At 39.9% G+C, this 18,195-nt stretch carries 19 protein-coding genes and 1 other annotated feature; of the genes, 7 read left to right on the top strand and 12 right to left on the bottom strand.

Annotation, left to right across the window (positions count from 1 at the left end):
* Position 1 precedes the first annotated feature (1 nt).
* From CU635_RS00395 to CU635_RS00385, 3 genes are all read right to left on the bottom strand, one after another.
* Positions 2-307 (bottom strand): hypothetical protein, encoded by a 306-nt coding sequence (locus CU635_RS00395; RefSeq protein ID WP_101575199.1) that lies wholly within the window; start codon positions 305-307, stop codon positions 2-4.
* A 212-nt stretch (positions 308-519) separates the two neighbouring features.
* Positions 520-891: an SWIM zinc finger family protein gene (locus tag CU635_RS00390; RefSeq protein WP_101575198.1), complete on the bottom strand. Its 372-nt coding sequence runs from the start codon at positions 889-891 to the stop codon at positions 520-522.
* Positions 892-946: 55 nt separating this feature from the next.
* Positions 947-1,477, bottom strand: coding sequence for a CGNR zinc finger domain-containing protein (locus tag CU635_RS00385; protein ID WP_180956593.1), 531 nt, complete (start codon positions 1,475-1,477; stop codon positions 947-949).
* 109 nt (positions 1,478-1,586) lie between these two features.
* Here CU635_RS00385 and CU635_RS00380 point away from each other — a divergent pair, with 109 nt between their 5' ends.
* Positions 1,587-2,768 (top strand): MDR family MFS transporter, encoded by a 1,182-nt coding sequence (locus tag CU635_RS00380; RefSeq protein WP_101575196.1) that lies wholly within the window; start codon positions 1,587-1,589, stop codon positions 2,766-2,768.
* 76 nt (positions 2,769-2,844) lie between these two features.
* Here CU635_RS00380 and CU635_RS00375 read toward each other — a convergent pair whose 3' ends face one another.
* Complete coding sequence (locus CU635_RS00375; RefSeq protein WP_101575195.1) at positions 2,845-3,075, bottom strand: excisionase family DNA-binding protein; 231 nt, start codon at positions 3,073-3,075, stop codon at positions 2,845-2,847.
* Positions 3,076-3,302: 227 nt separating this feature from the next.
* Here CU635_RS00375 and CU635_RS00370 point away from each other — a divergent pair, with 227 nt between their 5' ends.
* Both CU635_RS00370 and CU635_RS00365 read left to right on the top strand, forming a co-directional pair.
* A complete protein-coding gene (locus CU635_RS00370; RefSeq protein WP_101575194.1) occupies positions 3,303-3,674 on the top strand; it encodes a coiled-coil domain-containing protein in 372 nt (123 codons plus the stop codon).
* A 177-nt stretch (positions 3,675-3,851) separates the two neighbouring features.
* Entirely contained in the window at positions 3,852-4,964 is a 1,113-nt protein-coding gene (locus CU635_RS00365; protein WP_245917222.1) for a CAP domain-containing protein, read from the top strand.
* A gap of 336 nt (positions 4,965-5,300) precedes the next feature.
* On the opposite strand, the gene CU635_RS00360 is transcribed toward CU635_RS00365, so the two are convergent.
* Positions 5,301-6,308, bottom strand: a complete 1,008-nt coding sequence (locus CU635_RS00360; protein ID WP_101575193.1) for a nuclease-related domain-containing protein — start codon at positions 6,306-6,308, stop codon at positions 5,301-5,303.
* 309 nt (positions 6,309-6,617) lie between these two features.
* Between CU635_RS00360 and CU635_RS00355 the strand changes: the two genes are divergently transcribed.
* Positions 6,618-6,869, top strand: a complete 252-nt coding sequence (locus tag CU635_RS00355) for an AbrB/MazE/SpoVT family DNA-binding domain-containing protein (RefSeq protein ID WP_180960017.1) — start codon at positions 6,618-6,620, stop codon at positions 6,867-6,869.
* 18 nt (positions 6,870-6,887) lie between these two features.
* Positions 6,888-7,283, top strand: coding sequence for a type II toxin-antitoxin system death-on-curing family toxin (locus CU635_RS00350; RefSeq protein WP_101575191.1), 396 nt, complete (start codon positions 6,888-6,890; stop codon positions 7,281-7,283).
* 138 nt (positions 7,284-7,421) lie between these two features.
* Here CU635_RS00350 and CU635_RS00345 read toward each other — a convergent pair whose 3' ends face one another.
* From CU635_RS00345 to CU635_RS00320, 6 genes are all read right to left on the bottom strand, one after another.
* Positions 7,422-8,261, bottom strand: a complete 840-nt coding sequence (locus CU635_RS00345; protein ID WP_101575190.1) for an arylamine N-acetyltransferase — start codon at positions 8,259-8,261, stop codon at positions 7,422-7,424.
* Positions 8,262-8,456: 195 nt separating this feature from the next.
* On the bottom strand, positions 8,457-10,181 hold the full coding sequence (locus tag CU635_RS00340; protein ID WP_101575189.1) for an L-lactate permease: 1,725 nt from the start codon (positions 10,179-10,181) through the stop codon (positions 8,457-8,459).
* Positions 10,182-10,376: 195 nt separating this feature from the next.
* Positions 10,377-11,702: a hemolysin family protein gene (locus CU635_RS00335; protein WP_101575188.1), complete on the bottom strand. Its 1,326-nt coding sequence runs from the start codon at positions 11,700-11,702 to the stop codon at positions 10,377-10,379.
* A 161-nt stretch (positions 11,703-11,863) separates the two neighbouring features.
* A complete protein-coding gene (locus CU635_RS00330; RefSeq protein WP_245917220.1) occupies positions 11,864-12,541 on the bottom strand; it encodes a protein kinase family protein in 678 nt (225 codons plus the stop codon).
* 415 nt (positions 12,542-12,956) lie between these two features.
* Positions 12,957-13,346, bottom strand: a complete 390-nt coding sequence (locus CU635_RS00325; RefSeq protein ID WP_101575187.1) for a sporulation protein — start codon at positions 13,344-13,346, stop codon at positions 12,957-12,959.
* Between the two features lie 31 nt (positions 13,347-13,377).
* On the bottom strand, positions 13,378-13,503 hold the full coding sequence (locus tag CU635_RS00320; protein WP_101575186.1) for an FbpB family small basic protein: 126 nt from the start codon (positions 13,501-13,503) through the stop codon (positions 13,378-13,380).
* 707 nt (positions 13,504-14,210) lie between these two features.
* Positions 14,211-14,456 (top strand) — a binding site (T-box leader).
* A gap of 49 nt (positions 14,457-14,505) precedes the next feature.
* On the opposite strand from CU635_RS00320, the gene brnQ reads away from it, so the two are divergent.
* Positions 14,506-15,843 (top strand): branched-chain amino acid transport system II carrier protein, encoded by a 1,338-nt coding sequence (brnQ, locus tag CU635_RS00315; RefSeq protein WP_101575185.1) that lies wholly within the window; start codon positions 14,506-14,508, stop codon positions 15,841-15,843.
* A gap of 93 nt (positions 15,844-15,936) precedes the next feature.
* Here the strand turns inward: brnQ and CU635_RS00310 are convergent, their stop codons facing one another.
* On the bottom strand, positions 15,937-16,980 hold the full coding sequence (locus tag CU635_RS00310; protein WP_101575184.1) for a DUF5643 domain-containing protein: 1,044 nt from the start codon (positions 16,978-16,980) through the stop codon (positions 15,937-15,939).
* Positions 16,981-17,051: 71 nt separating this feature from the next.
* Between CU635_RS00310 and CU635_RS00305 the strand changes: the two genes are divergently transcribed.
* A complete protein-coding gene (locus CU635_RS00305) occupies positions 17,052-17,987 on the top strand; it encodes an aldo/keto reductase (protein WP_101575297.1) in 936 nt (311 codons plus the stop codon).
* Positions 17,988-18,195 lie beyond the last annotated feature (208 nt).

Raw genomic sequence — 18,195 nt, 5'->3', positions numbered from 1 at the left:
ATCATTTAATCTTCCCCAGCTCGTCCACAAAGGCCGGCCGCCTCTCGTATTTTTGTTTTAGAGCTTCGATGAGCCCGTCAGCTTTGATTTTTCCGCACGCTTTTTTATACAGTTTGATAATCCGGCAAACATTATAGTATTTCTTCCTGTTTGAAGCTTCGGCTGCTGACTGTTCAATATAATCCTTAAACAGTGCATCTACTTCCTCACTGAATTCACCGGTCAGTTGCGGATAAAAATCTGTGATATAGGAAGGATGGCGCTGGCAATATTCCTGCAGCTTGGATGTTAAATTCTCTTCGATCAAGATTTTCTCATAAACGGAAGACTGGTAGGATGAGTCAAAATCTTTAATAATCTTATCAAGAACATCGTCCCACTCTTCAGGTTGATAGAGTTCTTTTAGCTTCTAAAAATAATCATAATCCTGCTGAAATAAAAGGTCATACGCTAATTCACGTTGATTTGCAACATCATTAAGCAGCTCATATGCCTGATAACGATTCCGCTTCCACTCGTTTACGAGGCCACGATAATCAGCATCAGTCTCTTCACCGTCCAGGCAAAGTTGAATAACTCTGCTATATTCCTGGCCGCATTCTTCTTATTACTTTTTTTCGGCTTCAGTTCCTTCTCCCGGATCGCAAACAGGGCAGCTGCTATATGCTTGCAATGGGGACCCCAATCATAGGGACAGTCACAAAATGAATCAACAACCTGATCTTCATGTCCAAGATAGATTTCGACCGTATAATAATCTGATCCGTTTATTTCAACGGTATAACCATCGGTGGTTTCTATTACATTTTCAACCCGTCCGTTCTGAAAATAATCCAGGCCCCGCTCAAGTATGACATCTTCAATAGAATCTTCGAAATTGGACAGTTTCATTTGCGGTCACTCCCTTGATATGATCACTTGATTTTGTATAATGCAGATTTTATGGTTATTTCTCTTTATTCCTGAACCGTCTTACTTTCGCAATCGTCCCGCAAGCCCTTCCAGATGGACTGTTTACGTTCATACTGCACCACTTTTTTGTCCCGCTTTTTGACTGGTCAAAAAATGCCCATTTACAATCCGGACATATTTTTATGCGCTGGAAAGATCCAGAGACGATCAATTCCATCATATTCGTCAACATGAAGTCAATCAAGCTATCCTTTTCTGATGTGAACCATGGTGAGAATCGTTCTTTTGCATCGATACGGTGAACTCTGAATTGCAGGCCTCTTTTGATAATCCAAGTATTGATATAGTCTGCTTCGCCCGATTCAATCATTTTTCTTACATCATTTCTAAAAGACACTGCTTCTTTCAAACTATCGATTTCGCTGGTAAATCCGATTTGAGTTTTGGCGAATTCAAGCAATTGCTGTTTTGTCTGCAAATGCTCTATCGGTCTTCGATCATGATTGGGGATTTCCCATGTATTTAAAAATAATAAGAGTTGTTGTGCATCTTCACTAGTTTTCATATAGGTAACCACCATTCAAAATTACTGGTTGCATTGTTCCTGAAAATATTTTACCATAAAAGACACGTAACCATCATAAGTTAATGATGGTTACAAATGGAGGGAGTATATGCATAAAGACTTAAAGGTCATTTTACTGTCTGCTTTTTTGATGAATATAGCAGGGTTCGCGGTCATGTCATTTCTGGCCATCCATCTTTCTCTTAATCTTCATTATTCTGCATTAGAAACAGGAACTATTCTATCTTTACTCACGATTGTGTCCAGAGGAGTCCCCGTCGTTGCGGGAGGATTGGGAGACAGGTTTGGATATAAACAGATGATGGTTAGCGGATTGTTGATAAGAGGAACAGGTCTGCTTATGCTGGGCACGTCCCAATCATTTTATGTCCTAATTGTTGCTGCCGTTTTAATAGGATTGGGCTCCGCTTCGTATGAGCCCTCAGCAATGGCGTTTTTTTCGTCTGAATCAAATGAGTCGATTCGAAGAAAGGCATTTTCATATTTGAATATTTGTCTCAATGCCGGCGCGATTATTGGCCCGTTATTGGGAAGCTTTCTCCTGCTTTTTAATCCAAGCTATCCTTTTATATTCAGTGGTTTCATCTTTTACATATTGTCGTTGTTCCAGTCGGTGAAAATTAATGCAAATAGTATTACACAGAAACAACAATCATTTTTGAAAGGGATGCTCGACATTAAGAAAAACAAATTATTTCTATATTATTGCTTTGCGATGACGTTTTTTTGGTTCATGTTTGCGCAGCTAACAGTTTCAATTCCCCTGCATATGTACAACATCAGCCATAGTGAGCAGATGGTTAGTCTAGTCATTACGGTAAACGCTATCACCGGGCTTATATTTATGGTGTTATTCAGACGTTTCTATGAGAAGTTTAATTCATTAAAGTTGATAAAAGCCGGCTTCCTGATCATGTTACTGGCTCTTGCTGCAATAAGTTTGAATGCTTCTCCATACTGGCTTTTAGCATGCATCCTTTTTTTCACAATCGGTGAAACATTGGTCCTGCCTTCCTCTGATCTAGCGGTCTCCAATTTCACAAGGAGTAAGTTTCATGCTACATATTTTGGTTTTTTTGAGATCTCCTTTGCACTCGGAGCAACCGGCGGGAACTATTTTGGTGCATATTTTACAAATAGCCTGCAAGACCGCAATTGGCCATGGCTTGTTTTGGCGGCGGCCGGGGCCATAGGATTTGGTTTATTAAGTCATTTAACAAAGCAAATCCGATCCAAAGTTATTATGAACCAGGAAAGCGTGAGTCATTAATCTAGTGCATTGATCCAACAAAAAAAGCAGGAGACCATTGTGTGTATGGGTCCTGCTTTTCATGACAGTTAGTATATTAATCTTCATCCTTAATATCCAAATCCTCAGGAATAGGTTCATTTAGTACTTCTTCGATTAGTTCCTTATATTTCTCCATTTGTTTTAGATGTGTGTTGAATTGTTCCTTGTTGATTAAAATTTGTTCTCCATCATGGATAGCGCGAATTTGATTGTTCTGTACCATCTTTTCAACGTATGTTTCCGGAACGGATAAAAATTCCGCTGTTTCTTTTATGGTTAAATACAATTCGTCCAGTCCTTTCTAATACAACGCGTATTGGCGGCTTGTTTCTTGATCATCACCAAAAATACTCCTTCTGTCAAACCATTAAAAATCCGGGGTATTTATAAAGTTATTCGCCCAGTCACCCGGCACAAACGTGCATAGTTTATAGAGATTTATCATGCTCGAACGGGAAATTCCCGTAAAAGAGTATAGCCCCCCTCTATAAAAATATCAAGGAGAGATGCTTTATGAACCCTTATGAATTTTATCCCGGATATGTCCCCCAGCAACCTGACGAATTCACAGCGAATTACGATCCGTATATGCACCCGCAGTATGACTATGAGAGACAGCCGGCCCTCGAACGAAGAGTGGCAGCGCTCGAAAGGCAAAGTGAACAACAGACAAGAGAAAACGAACGGCTAAACAGGGAAAACAACCGGCAAAACCAGGAGATTACCCGGTTGAATAGAGAGATCGGCCGCATTAACCAGGAAATTCAAAGGATAAATCAAAATGATGAACGCCATACGCGGCGGCTGCAACGCTTAAACCAGCGGCTGCGTGCAGTCGAAAACAGGCTGAACATCCCATTTACGCAAGCGGATGGTGAGTTTTAAAAAAGAAGCAGATCCCTGCTTCTTTTTTATCGTAAAACGTACACATTAATCTCTTTCCATTAGCTTTTAATATGATAATAGGGTATTATTGTTGCATTATCCGTCCCTTTGTTGTTATATAGCAGTTGAGGGTGACCAGCTTATTCATTCCAAAAATTAAGAAATGGGGGCGATGAGTTGAGACGGTTTTTTGTTTTTTTATTATGCTTATTTTTAATATGGACTGTCTATGATAAACAATTATATAAAGCACCGGTTATCGACGATATTCGCTCGAATATAGAAAAAATAGATTTTTCCGCTGCTATTGATACTTTGTACGATGAAATAAATCAACTGGCTGGACAATTGAATGGAGTTGCAGAACAACCCCGGCAAAACGAACAGCCAGAACCGATTAACAAGCTTGAAAAACCCAATCTGTCTGCTCCCGCTAAGCAAATGTTCTCGGTCTACAATATTGAAATTGGAGATTCAAAGGAAGCTGTTGAACAACAAATCGGAGCTCCGAAACGGTCAACTGCCAATGAATACGGAACCGAATGGAACGCCTACCATGACAGCTATCAAAACTTTTTCATGCTGGCATATGATGAGAATGATAAAGTGGCTGGACTATACACGAGCCAGGATTTAATTACATCAACAAAAGACATTAAGCTCGGGACCCCGAAAGAAACGGTTCTCGCACAATTAGGGGAGCCATTATCACAAATCCGCAAAGGGCTGGTTTATTTTCAGTTTCAAGAGAAAAGGGACTATGATGTGTTTTTGCTGGATAACAACTATGTAACTATTTTCTATGATATCCACAAAAACAATACCGTTACCTCCATGCAAATCATCAGTAAAGAGCTTGAACAAGCGAAGCAGGATTTTTACGCTGCGGAAAGCCCACAGTTGAGGGAAGGCTTTGAGTATCAATTGTTTGATTTAACAAATGCGACGAGGGTTAATCATAACCTGCCTATCTTAACATGGGACGACCAAATAAAAGAGACGGCACGCAAACACAGTTTGGATATGGCGGAAAATAATTATTTCAATCACACCAATCTTGAAGGCCAGTCTCCATTCGACCGCATGGAAGAGGATGCCATTTCCTTTACAGTTGCAGGAGAAAATCTTGCTTCAGGCCAATTCAGCAGCATTTTTGCACACGAAGGGCTAATGAACTCACTTGGGCACAGAGAAAATATTTTAAAACCAGAATACGAATTTCTCGGTGTCGGAGTCGCCTTTAACCCCGAAGCGCATCCTTATTATACGGAGAACTTTTTTACAGATTAGTTTTTTATCAATCCGCATGCGCTGTCCGAGTTAAACATTCTGTAACCTGCAAGATGCCAAAGCTAATTTTCTAAAAATCAGGACAAAAAGACACAAAAAGCTGTGCAATTCATTATGAATCGTGCAGCTTTTTGTCGTTCCTGAGTCATTTTTGAAATGGCAATTGGACAACTCACTATTCTTGGGGAGTTAACTCGCTACCCATAAACCCTCTATCAGTCGTGAAAAAATAATTAAGCGGAAATTGACTAGAATTAAGCGGAACGAGGCATTAATTAAGCGTTCGCACCAATAATTAAGCGAAAAAATCATTAATTAAGCGGAAATTCAAATTAATTAAGCGAAACCCTTTTTATCTAAAATTGTAACATTAAATAAATCTGCTGGCGGGAAGTAGAACCTTCCTTTTGTCGTGCCCGAGCTGGGAAAATTTGTGGAAATGAGCAATCGCGATGCAATATCTCTTGATGACAGTTGTGCAAAATCACGAAATTGCTGGTTGCTTATTTTCGAATCAATCAGCAAAAAATAATCACGCAATGCAAGCATGTGGGCATCTCGAGACTTCGTGCTGCAATCCGGACAATGCCAGTGTCTTTTCATTCGCTGCATGGGAATATAAAAACAAAAAGGGCAATAAACGCCGGTTATTAACTCATCTTTTGAAGTAAGGTAGCGATCAAGAAAAAGTTTTCTTGGAGGGGTATTTTTTTTGATCAATTGGCGGCTGATTTTACGAAGTTCTTTTGACGAGAGGACTTCTTTCGGATACATTTTTTCCAAGGCTTGAATCCAGTTGAGGAGATGGGGAGTTTTGAATACCTTTCGAAAAATCTTCTCTTGGCCGGGATTTGTTTTTAAAATACTGTGTTTATTGCAAATCACTACTGCATATTCTATCGGTATATCAGGTACCTGCAGTTCGTGCAAAAATTCGTTCAGTTGATATTTTTGCAGGCTTGCTTGTGTAATTGGGTCAGGAAAGCCTTCTTCTTTACCATTCGCATTCGTCCGAATCAACTGGTGAAATAGCTGATCAAAAAATAATGTGCCCGCAATATTCTTGACTTCTAAAATAATCGCTAGATTGGCTGTAAGGAGGAGCGTATCAATCTGGAACGTATACTCACCCCTGGGGAGATTTAAATCATGAAAAATAAGATACTTCTTTTCATCCAGGAAGCTTAAATAGTGATCTATAGACTGTTCTCCCCAATAGCCTGCTCTCCTTCTTTCCAAATCTCCCTGCAACTCTTCCCGGGAAAAAGCTCCTTCAGGAAGCCTCCTTAGCAATGCCTCGCCAACTTGAATTTTTAATGGAACAGTCCGTCTTTTTACAATCAATATATTTTCACTCCTTTCATTTGCTTTCAAAAACCTTCTATATCAAAAGGCAAATACCCTGCAAAAAATTTATGGTGATTTTGTGTACTAACAGCAGTATTCTGTTCAGAAAAAAAAGCGCCTCGTTTTATATTTTTCACACATGCTGCAATTCAGAATCTTTATATCTCTTAGTTTACATACAAATCTAAAGGTGTATAATGATTATAATAGTTATAACAGTAAAATAAAATAAACTGTTATAAATTCGTCAGCATATGCTAATAATGAGGAATGAAACTTATTATGACTAAAATGGCGGTGAAACCTGTGGAAAGAAAGGTTACTCGAATTGGAAACAGCTTAGGCGTGACATTTCCTGCCGAGGTATTAGAGCATTTAAATGTGAAACAAGGAGACGAAGTTATTTTTAATATTGAAAAGAACGGAAAGGTTTCCTTTGAAAAGAAACGATTGTTAAACATGGAAGGATTTGAAGATATAGATCAGGATTTTCTTGAGGGTATGCAAGAGATGTTTAAAAAATACGATAAAACACTGCGAAACCTGGCAGACCGTTAAAAGTTAGGAATCTGAGTGATGACGAAATATATTACACATAAGCAGGCTATCTTTTTAAATGGTGTTGTTATTAGAAAATACACACCAGAAGAAACCATTGGCGTAAAATCCGCTGAATTATTGGATAGTGCAATTAACAGGCCAAAGGCTTCAGTTTTTGGAAATGATGCTTATCCGAATATTGAAGAAAAAGCCGCTGCGTTATTCGAAAGCTTGGCACAAAATCATCCATTCCATAACGGGAACAAAAGAACAGCTTTTGTTTGCCTACACCAGTTTTTATGGATCAATGGATACACTCTGGATGTAGATGAAAAACAAGCAGAAGATTTTACTGTAAAAATGGTTGTGGAAAAGCCTGACTTAACATATATTGCGGCTTGGATAAAAAATCATTCACAGCAGAGACCCTGACCGGTCTCTTTTTTTATCGAGGAGAACTTACTCCTTAACCTAACATCGTTTATCAACTTAAGTTCGTTAAGTATAATTAAGATTATTGTTTAGAGTATACGCCATTATCGTGTTTAGAAACTGCTCCTTCTCGATTCATTACTTTCCTGAAAAAATATCAACCTTCAATTCCTTCAACACATCAATTGCCTGAGCCACCGGTAATTTAGGCAGCAGGAATTCTTCAGTGATTACTTTTTCAATTTCCCCAGCTGATGTTAGTGTTTTTTTGATGGTGTTTCCGTTTGCGTATCGAATTGAAAATTGATTGTTCACGAGGGATACGCTCCTATCTTTCTCGGTTTGCCACAACTGGCATCGTAAAATTGACATAAAAGTGGCACCCGGCTGATTGGACTTTTCTATTGCATGACTAAAATCAGCAAGCTCAAATGCTTTCTTGGAATTGAACTCCCATGTATTTCCGCTTTGCTTGCCCTGCGTATAACGAACATATTTATATTGATGTTTTTCTCCATCAACTCTTAATAACTGAACCTTATCGTCTCCAAATTGAGAAACGTTATTTGGATCATTTTCGAACCTTACTGGTTTAAAAAAAGGAGCTGCGGCACCACAATCCACATATACTCTTTCTCCCTCAACATCGACAATGATCCCGATATGTTCCTTTCCAAGCATAATATGATAGCAGGCAAACCCGATTTCTTTTAATAAGGACATCAAATTTGAGTTTAAAGAATAGCAAGTCCCGCCAAAATGAAATTGACGATAGTTATTCACAAACATATCAAAAGGAGGAATCGCAAAACCAAGTTGCTGCCTATCACGGAAATAGAGCAATTTGCTGATGTTTTCAAACGGAATCGTTGTTAAATGCGCATGACAAATGCGTTCTAAATAGCGGTATGACGGACTTCCCAACGGCAGGTTGAGATTGTTTAAATAATTCATTCCCCATTCGGATAATTTCTGCATTTTATTTTCGCCTCTTAGCTTTTCTAAAAGTGTGAATTTTCCCTAATTATACCGTGTTTTTTAAAAAATTAGCGCAATATTTTAAAAGAGAAAGGCAAAATCCATAGGGAATTTGCCTCAATGATTTATTAGTCCATCTTTTCACAAAATCACTATCCAGCCATGATCCCGTAAAAACAGCCTATCATTTAAAGATCAATATGCCGGAATCATCCAAGGAAACACGTACGCTTGCAGCATGACTAAAACTCCCATTAAAGCGCCCAGGGCAAGACTGTGGAAAAAGACCGCCCGGAATATTGGCCCTACTGCATTAGCTCCTTCGTTGCGATCCTCATAGCAGGCAGCGGTTGCGACGACAATGCTCTGGGCATCAATCATTTTCCCCATAACTCCCCCCGTTGAGTTGGATGCGGCAATAAGCACGGGATCGAGGCCCAACTGCTCTGCTGTAATTCGCTGCATGCTTCCGAACAAAGCATTTGAAGAAGTATCGCTCCCGGTTAGGAAGACTCCCAGCCAACCCAGCATCGCGGCGAAGAAAGGATAAAATATGCCTGTTTTCGTAAAGGCAAGACCGAGAATCGCATCTAAGCCTGAATAGCGCGTTGTGAATCCTAATCCCAAAACCAAAGCAATCGTAATCAAGGGTGTTTTCATTCGCTGCGCCGTTCGGATGACAGAGAGCTTCCACTGTTCACTGTTCATCCGCAGGAACAAACCGCTTATGACTGCCGCAAAAAATACTCCTGTACCGGCCGCCGAAAGCCAATTAAATGAGAAGATCGCAGCCTCCGGGACCAACTCATTTGCTAAAGGCGGGGTCCTGAAAACTAGTTGGTCCAAAAAAGGAACGGGAATACTATACAATGACTTAATACCAAAAATATTTAAGGAATTCAGGAGCCCCTTCCATTGTGGCAGGCCCCACATGAAGACAAAAAGCGTCAGGAACACCCACGGCGCCCAAGCCTTGGCCACCTCTCCTGATTTATACTTAGTTTCCTGCTGTTCAAGAGACTTTATAACCTCCTCTTCTCCAGGCAGATAAAATTTATTTTTAGGCTGCCATACTTTGAGAAGTAAAATTAACGCAATAATAGAAATAATTCCTCCTAAAATATCAACAAGCATCGGTCCGATAAAGTTGGAAACAGAAAATTGGGTTAGCGCAAATGTGACACCTGTAACCAAAATGGCGGGCCAAATCTCTAAAACCTGTTTCCATTTTCCTTTATGCATAAATACCATGGTGGTAACAAGCCAAAATGGCACGAGCACTGAGAAAAAAGGAAGCTGACGCCCTGCCATTGCCGACAACGCCATTTCTGGAAGACCGGTGACAGTCGCCAACGTAATGATCGGAGTTCCTACTGCTCCAAACGCAACCGGAGCCGTATTTGCAATCAAACAGAGGACAGCTGCCGCCATGGGCCGAAAACCGAGCCCAACCATCAGTGCTCCCGCTATAGCCACCGGAGTGCCAAAGCCTGCAGCTCCTTCAATAAAAGCACCAAAGGAAAAAGCGATCAGAAGTGTTTGGATACGCCGGTCAGAAGATAAAGAAACAATGGATGATTTCACAATGTCAAATTGACCAGTAACCAATGTAATCGTATACAAAAACATTGCAGCCACAACAATCCAGCCGATCGGAATCATGCCAAAAAAAGAACCATAACCAAAAGCGGCTAAAGTAGAAGAAACAGGCATGTCTACCAGCAGTATTGCCATAAGAATGGTGACCACCCCGGCAATAAGCGCCGCTTGCGGAGCAGCAATCCCGTAATGGGTTCTGCCAAGCTTATCTTTATGAGGATGAAATGCAAGCAAATATAGTAGTGTCAGGATTGGAATAGCCGCTAGCAACGTAGAAAAAAATGAATTTCCCATCGGATCATAGACTTGATGAAATTCCATATAAACCCTCCTCGTCATGTTCTAATTGCAGTATATGGGAGAGGTTTTTAAGTTAGTACAACTAATCTAACTGTTTTAAACATTATGAAAATTGAGCTTGAAAAAATAGCTATCCAGTCCCACAATCCCAGAGAAATTAGATAGCTTCACTTTTATGCTATTTTTTTAATATACGGCCAAGAAGCAATCGATTTATTACTCCGGCGAATCGGTTTCTTCCTTAACCTCGACCTTCACTTTCATAATCCGTTTATCGTCCATTTCGACAACCGTGAACACAATATTTTCAGTCTCAATGGAAGGCTGGCCTTCAACCGGAGGTATATAGCCGAGCTGCCCGATTACAAATCCGCTCAATGTATCATACTCCTGGGTTGGCAGTTCTCTGTCCACAATATCCTCGACTTCATAAAGATTGGTGGTTCCCGCCATCAAATAAGTATTCGGTCCGAGTTCTTTAATTTCCTCATCACCCGCTAAAGGTTCATCATATTCATCAAAAATGTTGCCAACGATTTCCTCGATCAGATCTTCGATTGTAACAATTCCATCTGTACCACCATACTCATCAATTGCTATCGCCATGTGGACATTGTTTTTTTGCATATCCTTAAACAAATGATCCGTTCTTTTTGATTCAAGGACAAAAAAAGGGGCACGTATCATTTCGCGGAGATTGAATTTTTTCGCTTCAGAATTTTCAACAAACTGGATTAAATCCTTAACATGGAGGATTCCAACAATATGATCGATATTTTCTTCATAGACCGGAAATCTCGTGTATCTTTCAATACTTACAAGCTCGACCGTGTCTTTTAGGGTATAATCAATCGGGATCGCAACTATGTTTGTCCGATGCGTCATGATATCCGAAACTGTCTTGTTATTGAATTCGAAAATATTGTTAATCATCATTTTTTCGTCTTCTTCGATCGTTCCCCGTTCTTTGCCGACGTCAACGAGCATGCGAATTTCTTCCTCGGTGACATGCTCATCATCGGCATTCGGATCGACTCCGAACATACGGACAATTAAGTTCGTTGATAGTGTTAATAATTTTACAAACGGGGAAGATATTTTAGATAAGAACGTTAAAGGTGCCACTGCAAAATTCGCAATCGCTTCGGCTTTTTGCAAAGCAAGCCGCTTTGGGACAAGCTCGCCGAGCACTAATGTAAAATAGGACAGCACCAGTGTAATGACGACTACCGAAATCGTGGCAAGCAGATCCCTGGAAAGCGGAACACCAAGATTATAAAGCGTTTCTGCCAATTGCCCGGCAAAACTCTCAGCGGCAAAGGCACTTGCTAAAAATCCGGCAAGTGTGATGCCGATTTGAATCGTAGCCAAAAAACGGCTAGGTTCTGAAAGAAGATTATGGAGCATGATTGCCTTTTTATCGCCTCGGTCAGCCATCATTTTTACTTTATTATCATTCAATGAAATTAATGCAATCTCAGATGCAGCAAAAAATGCATTTAAAATTATCAGTACAATAAGTACCAATATTTCTGTTGCCAAAAAAACCAACCTCCAGCTATAAATAATGAAATAAAAACTCGAACCAGATAAATGAAAGCTCTTCTGTATTTTCCATAAAGCACGCCTTTTTATGCATTCTTTATTCGTGGTGTCGAGGTGTACGAGATTCTAATTAAGGATAGGAGGATGAAAGATGTTGCTCATAAGCAGTCCTCTCCAGAAGGAAAAGAACGCCTGCTTGCCCTGTTTGCTTTTACTTTTTCAGTTTTTTGCAAACACGCCTCGCATTTCTTATATATAAAAGCAATAAGGTTCAGCAAAGATGCAGGAATTTTCTTAGGGAAGATCCGGTGGCTATAAATCGCATAAAAGGCATTTTTTAGATCATCCCATTGGGAGCAATCTTTCGTTTGCCGAAAGCGGGCAACGTCAATAAGTTTTATACCACCTGCAGGTGTGATCAGGATATTTCGCAAGTGAATATCGGACGGATTCAACCCTCTTTTACGTGCAAAACGAAGCGCTTCATCCACTTTTTGAATATGTCGATGTGTAATTGGTATCCCTTTTTCCAAACAGCTAAATAAAGTGTTCCCCTGAACAAAATCAATGACGATATAATTGTCTCCGGAATCGTACAATACCGGATAAAACGGAGTTTCTCCAAGAACTTTGTAAACCTCTGCCTCTTCCTTTGCCACTTCCGTAAACGGCGGGAAAAACACCTTTAAGACTTTATCGGTCGAGCGAATTTTGAATACAAAAGCACTTCTTCCCGCACCTATAAATTCAAGGTCACAGTCCTTCCTCATCAGCATCGTTTGTGAGCCCTGTTTCGAAAATTTTACACTTTGAGCCAATTCACTGAATGATTTCAAGTTAAATGCCCCCTTTCTTGCTTAACATTGCTTATCGAATCGTCACCCGCTCGCATCGGAACGGGCAGCAGCGATGTCTAAAAATAGATATTCCGCCCCGGACTCTTCTGTGCAGTCATTCTTTGTCTCCTTGTTACAGTGATTATGGACTAACACTGTTATTTTCCACGAAGGAGTACTCATAAAACATGCAAGTCCGTAAAAAGCCCGCTTCCTATCCTATTCCAGAAGATGCTTGACCATTACTACTAAACCACAGGGCATTGCTAACCGGCAACCTTCTAAGCAATAATATTCATTTATTAAAAGTTCAATCATCTAAATCATCGTTTTATGTCCGTTCATTAGGCGTCTTTTTCGTGAAAGCATCCAGGAGAGTCCGCTGGAAACTTGCCTTTGTGTCCGAAACCCTTGTTTATTGGATGATTTGAATCATATCCTGATCCTTGCTTTCCACACCTTCATTAAAGGTAAGCCTTGTTTTAAAACGGTATGATCTATCCTCCGTTGAAACGGGCACAAAAGATGGCAGCTGGAAAGAAAATGAAATTTCATTGAACTGTTCCGAATCAATACGTGTTGATGTTAAAATCGTAGCAGTATCTACTACTTTTTCTGTTCCCTCAGCGTGATCAATCATAACCAAATCACAGTCGATTCGTTTAATGTGTTGCTCAATCGTGCCGCCTTTAATCAAGAAATGTCCATGGACAGGATCTCCTTGTTTATAAGTTTCTTTTTGCAGAATAAGATCGATCTGTGCTGAACCTATTCCGACAAGCGACATATATTTTCTTAATAACACCGAATACCCTCCTGAATAATAATAGAAACTTTTAGTTAACCTTGCGTATTTTTTCATCTACGCGCTTTTCGATTTTTTCGAGCTCAAGCTTATCCTTTAACAGCTCTTCTTTGTTTTTTCTGATTAATTCCTTAAAAGATACTTTCCTTTTATTCATTTTTCATTTCTCCTTTTTTATAATCGACAGCTGAATAGTCATACATCCTGTTGAAAAAAACACATGGTTTTTTCCCTTCATTATAATTAAAAAACCTTTACCAACATGCGGTAAAGGTTTTAAATACAAATAAAGACCTTTACCAACAGGCAAAGGTCTTGCTAACAACGTTATGTTGCCAACAAAGCCGGGAGTGGTAAAACTCCGAAATGACGACTTTGCTGTAAAAGCTACTCCCCTCTAGGAGAACTATTCAACTAATTACCGTTAAGCATAATACAAAACATACTTGATTGTCAACTAGTCGATATTCTAACGTAGCCTAACAGTGTTATTATCCCCTGTTATTTGAATTTGCTTTGTTAATTCATGGCCTTTCCTAAGTGCGAAGCTGAAAATAGAGATAATCTATGTCATCCTCATGGCTTATAATCCAGAAATGAAAGGTTTCATGCCAGTACGCCAGCTTACGGACCTCTCTGCGTGTTGCCTCTCCGATCGGATTTTTATGCTCATCGTATATTTCATGATTTCATTTTCAATTAAATTATCTCCGATTCTTTTTATTTTCACTTTAATGGCTTCTTTATTGTTTGTATACCTGGCTAATTTTGGTTTCATTGCTAAAAAGTAATTAATGATAGAATTATTAAAATTATTTTATTATATTGACATATCATTTTTCCTCTGGTAAATTATTTTTAATAATAAAATTGATGACGAGAAGAGTAAGATGGGATCACTGTTCTAAAGAGAGCCGGCGTGTTGGTGGAAGCCGGTGTTCAGTACTTATCCGAAGATCATCTCCGAGATGCAAAGCTGAAAACAGTAAGCTTTGACGGGTCTCCGCCGTTACGATGGAGCACGTATGATAGTACGTTGACTGAGAGCCGCGAGTTTTTTTAACAGTTGCGGAATAAGGGTGGTAACGCGAGCACAAACTCGTCCCTATTTTTAGGGACGAGTTTTTTATTTTTTTTATACAGTAAAGGAGAGAAAACCATGAGGAAATTTGACATCTTATTTATTGGATTAATGTTATTTTCAATGTTTTTTGGAGCAGGGAATTTGATTTTCCCTCCATTTCTGGGAGCTCAATCGGGCACTGCGTTCTGGCTCGCCATGGCTGGATTTACTCTAACTGCAGTTGGCCTTCCTTTTGCAGTCTTGCTTGCCGTTTCGCTTGCAAAGGGCGGAGCACAGGCGATCGGAAACCGCGTTCACCCATATTTCAGCGCAATCTTTATGGTGATTGTTTATCTATCCATTGGGCCGTTCCTGGCAATTCCGAGAAATGCGAATGTTGCTTTTGAAATGGGCGTAATGCCGTTCGTTCCTGAATCTGCAAGCTCAGCGTTGGTCTTATTTTTGTATACTGTAATTTTCTTTTCACTCGTATTTGTGATCAGCTTAAACCCGTCCAAAATGGAAAAGTATATGGGCCGCTGGATTACACCTGCCCTGCTGTTATCAATGGTTGTTTTGTGTGCAGTCGGGTTTGCCAATCTCGATGCACCGTTGCAAGCACCGGCTGCTGACTACCAGGCTGGAGCATTTTTTAAAGGATTTTTAGAAGGGTATAACACGATGGATGCCCTCGCTTCGCTCGCGTTCGGAATCGTGATCCTCACTGCTATTCAGCAAAGAGGAGTCCGCGATGAAAAGCAATTAACTAAATACACATTGAAAGCTGCGGTCATCGCTGCAGTTTTACTTACACTTGTGTATGTGAGCTTAGGACTGATCGGCGGAAAAATGGCAGTAAATGGGCCGTTTGAAAACGGGACAGAAATCCTGTCCGCTGCTTCAACGCTGTTATTGGGGCAAAGCGGTACGGCTTTGCTTGGATTCATTTTTACTTTAGCTTGCTTTACAACAGTGGTCGGACTGACAGCAGCATGCGGCCAATACTTTTCAAAACTAATTCCAAAAGCAACTTATAAATCAGTCGTTCTCGTCATCACCCTGGTTGGATTCACGCTTTCGAACCTCGGCTTAAGCCAAATTTTGAAAGTATCTGTGCCATTCCTTGTGACAGCGTATCCATTAACAATCGTTTTGATCACACTTGCCTTCTTTAATCGTTATTTTAAAAATACGAAAAAGGTATACGGCAGCGCGATGCTATTTACGGGAGTATTTGCCGTAATCGGCGGATTAAACACATTTGGCCTCGATTTGGGCCCACTACAAACCTTGCGTGAAGTGCTTCCGTTCTCCTCAGTTGGACTGGAATGGGTCGTGCCTGCCCTCGTAGGTACAGGAGTCGGTTTGCTTTTAAGTGCATTTGGAAGAAAGCAAGAAATGGCCGAAAACCAGGCGGATGTAAAAGCTTCATAAATATGAAAAAGACTAGCTTCTATTCGGGGCTAGTCTTTCATTTTATGCCAATCTTTTCGAAATACTTATATTAGCAGCTAACTAACCACGACGCTATTCCTCCAAATTAATTTTCACCGGTTCTAATTCAACTGGCATGTTCATACCTAATGAGTTTAAATTCACCCTGAGAACATAATCCTGGAGATCGTCTATTTTGCTAATATCAAAGGTGCTTTTGAAACGTAAGTTTTCTTTGTCTAATACATTCAATGAATGTTTAAGCGGCTCTTCATAAGTGTCTTTCTCTGATTCTTTAACTAACGAAACGTCATTACGGGCAAAATTTTCAAAAAACGTGAAGTCTTGGTTGTTGGGGTCTCCATTGTTAACTTGAAAATCAACGCTGAAACTTTTGCCCTCCACGACCATTTTTTCTACTTTTACAGCGAGATTCTGCCTACTGCTTTTTATTTCAAATGGAGTTTTCTTCTCCAACTCTACGAATTGATCTTTTTCATATAATGCCACACTTGGCTTGATTTCTAAGTATGTTGATTGTGGAATTATTGTTCTTCCTTTTACTTTTATTTGATTATCTTTGGTTGTAGTCTCCAAATCAATCCCGTCTGTCAACCGTTCAAATCTTTTTCCTTGGTCATCATAAATTTCCAGCCTGACTTGATCTTTTGTTCCTTCATTTGGAAAAGTTGCTGTATAATCAATTGCGGTAGATGACCTTCCTGCAATAATCGAATCAAAATGAACCTTTATGTTTGAATGAATATCGCTGCTTTCTTTATCCACTTCGGCTGTTTCGTATGGTAATTGCTTAATTGGGACATCAAATTTCCATCCCCCTTCTTCTTTTCCAATTCTTAAAAAGGCCAGTGGAAAAGTAGCCTCAGGGGGTAATTCTGCTTTTGGATAATTCAGCTGAATATGTCCTGCATAACCTTTATCTGTAGGGTTCAAATAGACTAATTCTTTCGTTTCACCCATCCTTTCATCACCATCAAAGATTTCATAGAGGGCCATATACTGACCGGCTTTATCCTTTTCTACATCGCCTTTTATATGAAAATCAACGCCAATAACCTCGCCGTCGTAATAAGCACCAGTAATGCGGCTCACCATAATAGAATGAATATCGCGCAAACCAATTATTTCAAATTCCCCTCTGATTTTTGTATGATAGGACTGAACACGAAAAGGAGATGAACATGAAGATGGCTGAAAAAGTACGTATTGGCAACACCGATTTGTATGTAAACAGGATTGGGCTTGGAACGAATGCGGTTGGCGGGCATAATATTTATCCAAATCTAAGTGAAGATACCGGAAAAGAAGTAGTTCGTACGGCTTTAGACAATGGCATCAACTTTTTGGATACGGCCTTCATTTATGGCCCTGAGCGCTCTGAAGAATTAATTGGCGAAGTGGTTAAAGAAAATGGCAACCGCTCCGATGTAGTCATTGCTACGAAAGGCGCCCATAAATTTGTCAATGGCGAGGTCGTTCTTGATAACTCTCCAGCATTTTTAAAAGAGGTGGTAGAGGGAAGTTTAAAGAGACTGCAAACTGACTATATTGATTTGTTCTATATTCACTTTCCTGATGAACATACGCCAAAAGCCGAGGCTGTCGGTGCATTAAAAGAACTAAAAGATGCAGGAAAAATAAAAGCCATTGGTGTATCCAACTTTTCAATCGAGCAATTAAAGGAAGCAAATGTGGATGGGTATGTTGATGTCCTGCAGTCTGAATATAACTTATTCAAACGTGAGGTCGAGCAGGAGATATTGCCATATACAACAGAACATAACATTTCATTCGTTCCTTATTTTCCGCTTGCAGCCGGGCTTTTAGGCGGAAGATACAATAAAGATACAAAATTTGAAGACGGACGTGCAAAAAATCCACTCTTCCAGGAAGAAGCGTTTATCCGCAACCTCGAAAAAGTCGAGCAACTTCGCGAAATTGCCAATGCCAAAAACGCAGAAGTAGCTCATGTTGTGCTTGCCTGGTATTTAACGCGGGACTCAATCGACGTATTGATCCCCGGTGCAAAAAAACCAGAGCAAGTAATAAACAATTTAAAAACATTGGATGTCGAGCTAACGGCTGAAGAAATTGAGAAAATCAGCAGCATTTTTAGGGCATAAATAACTCATATCGTTGAAAGACACATTATAAAAATGTGGCTGTCTAAGATGGCCTAAGCCTGGCAGGCAACAAATGACTCCGGTATTGTGCGCCGGGGTCTTGTTTTTGAAACAATTCATGTTGTTCTCCAAATTCCTGTGTTTAATGGATTTGGAACGAGTTTCTATACCATTCCCGTTTCAGCTTAAAATTTAGAAGGACCAGTTC

Source organism: Bacillus canaveralius (genome assembly GCF_002860125.1).
Taxonomy (GTDB): Bacteria; Bacillota; Bacilli; order Bacillales; family Cytobacillaceae; genus Bacillus_BJ; species Bacillus_BJ canaveralius.
The sequence above is the reverse complement of the archived record's forward strand: the minus strand, read 5'-3'. Positions and strand labels throughout refer to the sequence as shown.